Source organism: Streptomyces sp. ISL-11 (assembly GCF_018614525.1).
GTDB lineage: Bacteria > Actinomycetota > Actinomycetes > Streptomycetales > Streptomycetaceae > Streptomyces.
The window spans coordinates 1-8,654 of record NZ_JAGGOL010000171.1 but is presented as its reverse complement, the minus strand read 5'-3'; the positions used below and the strand labels follow the sequence as shown (position 1 = coordinate 8,654).

Genomic DNA, 8,654 nt, shown 5'->3' with positions numbered 1-8,654 from the left:
TCCCAGTCACAATGTGACCGGAGACGGGGTATTTTATAGTCTGGCGTTGACTTTTGGCACGCTGTTGAGTTCTCAAGGAACGGACGCTTCCTTTGTACTCACCCTCTCGGGCTTTCCTCCGGGCGCTTCCCTTCGGTATTTCGTGTTCCGACTCTATCAGATCCTTTTCCCTGCCGTTTCCGGCTGGAATTTCGTTTCCGATCCCCCGTCGGAGGGGGTTTGTTTCGCGCCTTCCGGCGTGATCACTACTTTAGCGGATTTTCCCCCGGGCTCCTAATCGGAGTCCGAAGCCATCCCGAAACGAATTCCGGCATGCGAAATCCATCCCGTTCAGGGACCGTGCAGTAGAGAGTGCCGCCGGTGCGGCGTGAGTGGCCGCCTCGGAACCGTCAGGCTCGCGTGGCAACCCGGAGAACACTACCCATGCGTCAAATCCATGTCAACCGCGGGGATGCGGGGCCTCGGCGGTGCCTCAATCGAGGTCACTGAGCCGTCCGCCGGCGTCCGGCTGGGCCTCTTCCACCCGGCGCAGCAGGCGGGTCAGCATCTCGCCCAGCCGGTGCCGCTCCTCGCCGGAGAGGTCCTGGAGCAGGTCTCCCTCGAAGACCGTGGCCATCCGCATCGCCTCCAGCCACTTCGCGCGGCCCTCCTCGGTGATGCCGACGATGACGCGGACGCGGTTGTTCTCGTCCCGCTCCCGGGTGACGAGGCCCTCCGCGACCATGCGGTCGATGCGGTGGGTCATCGCGGCCGGTGTGAGCCCCAGGCGCTTGGCGAGGTCTCCGGGACCCATGCGGTAGGGGTCGCCGGCGAGCACGAGGGCCTTGAGGACCTCCCACTCGGCGTTGTTGATGCCGAGCTCCGCGGTCTGCCGCCCGTACGCGACGTTCATGCGCCGGTTGAGCCGGCTGAGGGCCGAGACGACCTTCTCCACCTGCGGATCAAGGTCTTGGTACTCGCGCTGGTAAGCGGCGATCTGTTCGTCGAGGCTCGGCTCGGGGGCGCCGGGGGTGTCAGCCATGAGCCGCAGTATGACACGAGTGATTGGCGTTAAAGCCCTTCCCTGTGTACTCTTCAACTTCGAAGTTTAGCTCTGAAGTCTTCAGGCTTGGACTGTCCGGCCCTGCCGGTCCGGTCCGGGCCTCCTCTGTTCTTCTCCGCCGCTTCCTCCATCTCTTCCCTCCAGCGATCGCCCCTCGATCGCTCTTCGACCTAGGTAGGTGAGTGTGACCACCGCGATGGGCGCAGCACTGCGCCGGATCCAGCTGGGCAACGCGTTGAGCGCGTTCGGCAATGGCTTCACCGTCCCGTTCCTGTTCATCTATGTGGCTCAGGTACGGGACCTCGGCGCGAGCACGGCAGGCATCGTGCTCGCGACGTTCGCCGTGGCCGCGCTCGTCGTGCTGCCCTTCACCGGTCGGGTCATCGACCGGCGAGGTCCGCTGCCTGTGGCCATCGCGGGTACGGTCGCCGCCGCCGTCGGCTCGATGGGGCTCGGGCTCGCGGACAGCGAGTCGCTCGTCGTCGCAGCGGCCGCGGCGCTCGGTGCGGGTATCGCGGTGGTCCAGCCCTCGCTGGCCACGATGATCGTCTGGTGCTCGACGCCGACCACGCGGTCGCGCGCCTTCGCGACGCAGTTCTTCCTCAACAACCTCGGCCTCGGCGTCGGTGGACTGCTGGGCGGGCAGCTCGTGGACGTGGCGGACCCGTCGAGCTTTGTGCGGCTGTTCGCGATCGAGTCCGTGATGTTCCTGGTCCTGGGCGCGGCCATCGCGACCGTACGGCTGCCGAAGGTGCCCAAGGTCGAGGACGCGGTGCCGACCGACGAGTCCGCCAAGGGCGGCTGGCGGTCGCTGCTGGCGGACCGGGCGATGGTGCAGCTGTGTGTGCTGGGCTTCGTGATGTTCTTCGCCTGCTACGGACAGTTCGAGGCGGGTCTCGCGGCCTTCGCCGTCGAGGTCACCCGGATCTCGCCCGCGACGCTCGGCATCGCCCTCGCCGCGAACACCGCGGCCATCGTGCTGGCGCAGTTCGTCGTGCTGAAGCTGGTCGAGCGGCGGCGCCGCAGCCGGGTCATCGCGCTCGTCGGTCTGATCTGGACCGTGGCGTGGGTGGCGGCCGGTGTGTCCGGGCTCGTACCGGGGGCGCACGGTGTCGCGACCGCGCTGCTGATCTCGACGTACGCGCTGTTCGGTATAGGTGAGTCGATGCTGGCGCCGACGATGGCTCCCCTGGTGGCCGATCTGGCGCCGGCGCGGCTGGTCGGTCAGTACAACTCGGCGTTCGCCCTGGTGAAGCAGATGGCGCTGGCGATCGGCCCGGCTGTGGGCGGCCTGATGGCCGGTGGCGGAATGTACGTCGCGTACATCGTGATGCTGGTGGTCTGCTCGCTCGGTATCTCGGCCCTGGCGCTGCGGATGGGCCGACGGCTCACCCCGGCCCAGGAGAATCCGCTGCGGGTGCCGACGCCTCGTCCGGCGGCCGCTCGGGTCGAGGTCAAGCGGGTCGAGGTCACTCCCGTCGAGTTCGCCGGGAAGCGTGAACGGGAGACCGTCTCCGTCTGACCTCGGCCTCCCTCCGGCTACTCCTCTTTCGCCTCACGCCTGTGGCCCCGGATCTCACGGTCCGGGGCCACAGGCGTTTGTTTCTCAGGCATGAGCCGCCGGGAGGGCGAATTCGCACCACACCGCCTTGCCGCCGCCCGGAGTGCGGCGCGACCCCCAGGACGAGGCGATGGTGGCGATGATCGAGATGCCGCGGCCGGCCTCGTCCACGGGCTCGGCACGGCGACGGCGCGGCAGGTGGTCGTCGCCGTCGGTCACCTCGATGATCAGCCGGCGGTCGGTGCGGCGCAGGCGCAGCCGCATGGGTGGGGTGCCGTGCTGGAGGGAATTGGCCACGAGCTCGCTCGCTGCCAGGACGCCCAGGTCGCGCAGCTCGGTCGGGAAGCGCCAGCTGACCAGGACGCCCGAGGCGAAGGCGCGGGCGCGGGGCGCGGCCTCGATGCCGCCGAGCAGTTCCAGGGCGGCGTTGTGGAAGAGCTCGGCGTCGTGGCCCGTGCGGGCGGGGTGCTGGAGGACGAGGACGGCGACGTCGTCGTCGTGGTCGGCGGTGACGCCGAGGGCGCGGATGAGGCGGTCGCACATGACCTGGGGGGATCCGGTCGCGCCGGCGAAGGCGCGCTCCAGTGCCTCGACGCCTTCGTAGATGTCCTCGTTACGGCGTTCGACCAGGCCGTCCGTATAGAGGACGGCGCTGGAGCCGGGGCCCAGGGGCACGGTGCCGGAGGTGTGGAGCCAGCCGCCGGTGCCGAGCGGGGGTCCGGTGGGCTCGGCGGCGCGGTGGACCGTTCCGTCGGGATCGCGGACGAGGATGGGGAGGTGGCCCGCGGAGGCGTAGACGAGGCGGCCCTCGTTGGGGTCGTGGACGGCGTAGACGCAGGTGGCGATCTGGGTCGCGTCGATCTCGGTGGCGAGCCCGTCGAGGAGCTGGAGGACCTCGTGGGGCGGGAGGTCGAGGCGGGCGTAGGCGCGTACGGCCGTGCGGAGCTGGCCCATGACGGCGGCGGCGCGGACGCCGCGGCCCATGACGTCGCCGATGACCAGGGCCGTACGGCCGGCGCCGAGGGTGATGACGTCGTACCAGTCGCCGCCGACCGCGGTGTCCTTGCCGCCGGGCTGGTAAGTGGCTGCCACGCGCAGGTCGTCGGGCTGCTCCAGCTCCTGGGGGAGCAGGCTGCGCTGCAGGGTGACGGCGGCCTCGCGCTGGCGGCGCTCGCTGGCGCGCAGGCGTTCGGCGGCCTCGACCTGGTCGGTGACGTCGGCGGCGAAGACGAGGACGCCGGGCTGGGTGGCGTCGGCGGCGCCGACCGCGATCGGGGAGCAGGTGAAGGTGTAGTAGCCGTGACGGGTGTCGGGGTCGGTGGCCGTCGGCGTGTCGGCGGTGGGTGCGGGGGTGTGCGGTTCGGTGGTGACGCGGCGGGACTTGACCGTGCGGGGCTTCCCGCTGCGCAGGACCTGGTCCATGAGGGGGAGCAGGCCGAGCTCGGTCAGCTCGGGGAGGGCTTCGCGGGCCGGGGCGCCCGGCGTGCGCGGGCCGAAGAGGGCGGCGTAGGCGTCGTTGACGTAGGCGAGGCGGTGGTCGGGCCCGTAGACGACGGCGACGAGGGCCGGGACCTGGCCGAGGATGTCGTGGACGGAGAGGCCGTCGAGGGCGGGGACGGGGACGGGGGTCTCCGCTCCGGGGCCGGCCGGGCCGGGCGGAGCGGTCTCGGCGCGGGCGGCGGGCACGGAGCCGCCGGCCGCGGGCTGCGGGGTGGCGGCGGCGCGGTCGGTGCGCGCTGCCGCTCGGCGCTGAGTTCCGGGGAGCCGGGCGCTCCAGCGGGTGAAGTTCACAGAGGATTACCTCGCGGAGTCGTTCCGGACCAGCTCGGCGACGTGTGGGGGCTGGGCCGCGCGCCCGGCGCGGGGCCGCGGTTGACGGTGCGGGGGCCTGGCCCCGTGGGAATGCTGCAAGCGTCCGAATCCTCGTAATTGTCACTCTTCGCAGGGACGAGCCCACCCATGGTCACACGAACAGTGTGGCCGACCGGACTGACATCCGTCAGACGTCGACCCCTGTGGGGGAGTTCCCGGGTCCCGTTCCGGGCCTGCGACCTGCCTCAACTCGTCTCCGGATGGCGGCCGGTGTCCGCGGCGAGTTCGAATTCGGCGCGCGGGTTCTCCAGCGAGCCGAGCGAGACGATCTCCCGCTTGAACAGCCCCGTGAGGGTCCATTCGGCCAGGACACGGGCCTTGCGGTTGAAGGTGGGGATCCTGCTGAGGTGGTAGGCGCGGTGCATGAACCAGGCGGGGTAGCCCTTGAGCTTCCTGCCGTAGACGTGTGCCACGCCCTTGTGGAGGCCGAGTGAGGCCACGGAGCCGACGTATTTGTGTTTGTAGTCCTGGAGGGGCTTGCCGCGCAGGGAGGCCAGGACGTTGGCGGCGAGCACCTTGGCCTGGCGGACGGCGTGCTGGGCGTTGGGGGCGCACATCACCCCGTCCCCGTCGGCGGTGAGGTCCGGGACGGCCGCCGCGTCGCCGCCGCCCCAGGCGTGCTCGACACCTTCCACCGTGAGGGCGGGCGTGCAGGTGAGGCGCCCGTGCCCGTTGAGCGGCAGGTCGGTGGCGGCGAGGACCGGGTGCGCCTTGACGCCGGCGGTCCAGACGAGCGTGCGCGTGGGGAAGCGGGCGCCGTCGCTGAGGACGGCGACGCGGTCGGCGCAGGACTCCAGGCGGGTGTCGAGGCGTACGTCGATGTTGCGTCCGCGGAGCTCGCGGAGGGTGTAGCGGCCCATCTCCTCGCCGACCTCGGGAAGGATGCGGCCGGATGCCTCGACGAGGATGAACTTCAGGTCGTCGGGCCGGAGGTTGTGGTAGTACCGGGCGGCGTAGCGGGCCATGTCCTCCAGTTCCGCGAGGGCCTCGACGCCGGCGTAGCCGCCACCGACGAAGACGAAGGTGAGGGCCGCGTCGCGGACGTCGGGGTCGCGGGTGGAGGAGGCGATGTCCATCTGTTCGAGGACGTGGTTGCGCAGGCCGATGGCCTCCTCGACGGTCTTGAAGCCGATGCCGTGGTCGGAAAGGCCGGGGACCGGGAGGGTGCGGGAGATGGAGCCGGGGGCCAGGATCAGCTCGTCGTAGTGGACCTCGATGGCTCCGGTGCCGTCCTCGCGGGTGGCGAGGGTGCTGATGGTCGCTGTGCGTTTGGCGTGTTCGATGGAGGAGACCTCGCCGATGACGACCTGGCACTTGGAGAGCGTGCGGCGCAGCGGGACCACGACGTGGCGGGGGGAGATGGAACCGGCCGCGGCCTCGGGGAGGAAGGGCTGATACGTCATGTACGGCTCGGGGTCGATCACGATGATGTGGGCCTCGCCCCGCTTGAGCTTCCGCTGGAGGCGGAGGGCGGTGTACATCCCGACGTAGCCGCCGCCGACGATCAGAATGCGCGCCGGTTCCTTCACCAAGGCCCCTCCTCGCGAGGTCGCCCGGCCCGAGGGGGTGTCCGGCCGGGTGCCGGGTCGCCCGGCCAAGCACAGCTTGTTCCCATGACGCACCCCCGGCGGCGGTTTGTCCACAGGCCCGGCGAAATGTATGACCGGTCGCGGAGCTGATCCCTCCGCGGCCCCGGCCCTGGGTCGGGTGGCAGGTGTGCAGGTCAGGGTGGCTGGGGTGGGGTCGTGAGGTGGTGCAGAATCGGGGCGGAGGGGGCCCGTACTCCAAATGGGGGTGGCCTGTGCGGAACTACCCCTTCTTTCTTGACCGGGGCTCAACTATGTTCGTACTCCGTCGGGGTGTCAGAGACGTGCTCCGACAGTCAGGGCGGGGAGTCTCCGGGGGGAGACGTCATAACCGGGGGATACATATGCATATTCAGGGCTCTCATTGGTCGGCTGCTGTCGCGTCCGCCGAGACCAACGGCGGTCGGAGCACTCCGCTGCGCGTCGACGCGCAGCGCAATCTCGAACACGTACTGCGGGCGGCCCGCGAGGTCTTCGGTGAGCTGGGCTACGGCGCGCCGATGGAGGACGTCGCGCGCCGGGCCCGCGTAGGGGTGGGGACGGTCTACCGCCGGTTCCCCAGCAAGGACGTGCTCGTCCGGCGCATAGCCGAGGAGGAGACGGCGCGGCTGACCGAGCAGGCGCGGACCGCGCTGGGCCAGGAGGACGAGCCGTGGTCGGCGCTGTCCCGGTTCCTGCGCACGTCGGTCGCCTCGGGCGCGGGGCGGCTGCTGCCGCCTCAGGTCCTGCGGGTCGGCGTCGACGTGGAGGCCGAGGAGCGGGCCGAGCCGAGGGTGCCGCAGCAGCGGCAGCCGGGCGTCACCGGGGGCCAGTTGCACGAGCTGCGGCTGGTCGAGCACCGGCCGGCGGCGGTCGAGGAGCACGACGACTCCGGCGCGGCGGCGCTGCTGGAGGTCGTCGGGCGGCTGGTGGACCGCGCCCGGGCCGCGGGTCAGCTGCGGCCGGATGTCACGGTCGCGGACGTACTGCTGGTGATAGCGACGGCCGCGCCGTCGCTGCCGGACGCGGTGCAGCAGGCCGCGGCGTCGTCACGGCTGCTGGACATCCTGCTGGAGGGTCTGCGGTCGCGGCCGGCGGAGTAGGGCCGCAGGAGGAGCGGGGACGCCTTTCGCCGGGGCGTCCCGGCCGGTAGCGCTCCAGTCAGCGGGGTTCCGGTCAGCAGGGTTCCGGGCCCGTCGGCGACGGGTGCGTTCGATGAGCGGTTGGGCTCATCGTGGGGCGCGTCCGGGCCCGGGCCTTCCCCGTACGGGTGATCGGTAGTACTCCGGGTGCACCGGACACCACGGATGAGTGGTTGCCGTTCACGCCGCTCTCGTGACGGACGGCACTGTGTCACGCTGCCTGATGTTCGGGTGAGCCGGCGTGTACAGGGGCCTGCACTATGGGCGTTGACGGGCGGAAAGATCCGCACAGCGGTGACGAGGAGGGCGAGCCGCCCCTCCAGCGTCACCTGCCTGTGCAGAGCGGTCCGTCCGCGCCTTCTCCCTTCGCCTCGGAACCGGCCGGGCGCGCCTGCGAGGCGAGCGTGCCTCGGCAGCGTCACGGCAGGCACCGCGGCAACGCCCTCGACATCGTGCGTGGTGGTGCCCGGGGCGATGACACGGGCGGTGCCGGGGGTACGCACAGCGGCGACGGCCTCGGCCCGGGCGCCGATGCCGACGTCGGCACCGATGTCGGCGCCGACGTCGGCATCGATGTCGAGATCGACCTGGACGTCGACGTACCGCCGTCGGACATCGAGCTGGTCGCCCGGATGCGGGCCGGTGACAGCAAGGCGTACGAGGAGCTCTACCGACGCCACGCGGCCGCGCTGCGCCGGTACGCCCGCAGTTGCTGCCGCGACGACCACACCGCCGAGGACCTCACCAACGAGGTCTTCGCACGGACGTTGCAGGCGGTACGGGCGGGCGCGGGGCCCGACTCGGCGGTGCGCGCCTATCTGCTGACCACCGTGCGGCGCGTCGCGGCGTCCTGGGGAAAGACGGCCAAGCGCGAGCAACTCGTCGACGACTTCGCGGTCTTCGCATCCTCGGCGGCGAGCGCGTCCGGGGCGGCGGACGACGACACCCTCGATCTGGGCGCCGATGTCCTGGCCATGCGGGAGGCCGAGCGCTCCCTGGCGGTGCTGGCGTTCCGCAGCCTGCCCGAGCGGTGGCAGACGGTGCTGTGGCACACGACGGTCGAGGAGGGATCGCCGAGCGAGATCGCGCCGCTGCTGGGGCTGACGGCCAACGCCACGGCGGTATTGGCGCACCGGGCGCGCGAGGGCCTGAAGCAGGCGTACCTCCAGGCGCATGTGAGCTCGTCGCTGACGTCGGGTGGGGGCTGCGCGCGGTATGCCGACCGGCTGGGCGCGTTCGCGCGGGGTGCGTTGCGGACGCGTGCCGAGCGGGGGCTGCGCCGGCATCTGGAGGACTGCGCGAAGTGCCGGACGGCGGCGCTGGAGGTCGCGGACGTCAATGAGCGGCTGCGCGCGCTGCTTCCGGTCGCGGTCGTCGGCTGGTTCGCCACGGGCTTCTCGGTCAAGGCCGCCGCCGGGCTCACGGCCGGTGCCGCGGGTGCCGGTACGGCGGCGGCGGGCGCGGGGGCGGGG

Annotated in this window: 7 protein-coding genes; 4 read left to right on the top strand and 3 right to left on the bottom strand. The window is 71.3% G+C overall.

From position 1 onward, the window contains the following. Nucleotides 1-277: hypothetical protein (locus J7E86_RS27840; RefSeq protein WP_215085475.1), on the top strand; the 277-nt coding region annotated here is incomplete at its 5' end. Nucleotides 278-472: 195 nt separating this feature from the next. Here the strand turns inward: J7E86_RS27840 and J7E86_RS27835 are convergent. Continuing rightward, on the bottom strand, nucleotides 473-1,021 hold the full coding sequence (locus J7E86_RS27835; protein ID WP_215085473.1) for a MarR family winged helix-turn-helix transcriptional regulator: 549 nt from the start codon (nucleotides 1,019-1,021) through the stop codon (nucleotides 473-475). Between the two features lie 205 nt (nucleotides 1,022-1,226). On the opposite strand from J7E86_RS27835, the gene J7E86_RS27830 reads away from it, so the two are divergent. Beyond that, the gene (locus J7E86_RS27830) at nucleotides 1,227-2,564 is read left to right on the top strand and encodes an MFS transporter (protein WP_308312751.1); all 1,338 of its coding nucleotides are present in this window, start codon (nucleotides 1,227-1,229) and stop codon (nucleotides 2,562-2,564) included. Nucleotides 2,565-2,648: 84 nt separating this feature from the next. Here the strand turns inward: J7E86_RS27830 and J7E86_RS27825 are convergent, their stop codons facing one another. Further along, nucleotides 2,649-4,394 (bottom strand): SpoIIE family protein phosphatase, encoded by a 1,746-nt coding sequence (locus J7E86_RS27825; protein WP_215085471.1) that lies wholly within the window; start codon nucleotides 4,392-4,394, stop codon nucleotides 2,649-2,651. A gap of 266 nt (nucleotides 4,395-4,660) precedes the next feature. Further along, a complete protein-coding gene (locus tag J7E86_RS27820; protein WP_251019787.1) occupies nucleotides 4,661-5,956 on the bottom strand; it encodes an NAD(P)/FAD-dependent oxidoreductase in 1,296 nt (431 codons plus the stop codon). 449 nt (nucleotides 5,957-6,405) lie between these two features. On the opposite strand from J7E86_RS27820, the gene J7E86_RS27815 reads away from it, so the two are divergent. Together J7E86_RS27815 and J7E86_RS27810 are read left to right on the top strand one after the other, a co-directional pair. Next, nucleotides 6,406-7,143: a TetR/AcrR family transcriptional regulator gene (locus J7E86_RS27815; RefSeq protein WP_215085469.1), complete on the top strand. Its 738-nt coding sequence runs from the start codon at nucleotides 6,406-6,408 to the stop codon at nucleotides 7,141-7,143. Between the two features lie 299 nt (nucleotides 7,144-7,442). Next, nucleotides 7,443-8,654 (top strand): sigma-70 family RNA polymerase sigma factor (locus tag J7E86_RS27810; RefSeq protein WP_251019786.1); only part of this gene is annotated, 1,212 nt, incomplete at its 3' end.

Bases quoted from the DNA above. Each gene is read 5' to 3' on its own strand.
- J7E86_RS27835 (WP_215085473.1), bottom strand. From the start codon at position 1,021: ATGGCTGACACCCCCGGCGCCCCCGAGCCGAGCCTCGACGAACAGATC.
- J7E86_RS27820 (WP_251019787.1), bottom strand. From the start codon at position 5,956: ATGTACACCGCCCTCCGCCTCCAGCGGAAGCTCAAGCGGGGCGAGGCC.
- J7E86_RS27815 (WP_215085469.1), top strand. From the start codon at position 6,406: ATGCATATTCAGGGCTCTCATTGGTCGGCTGCTGTCGCGTCCGCCGAG.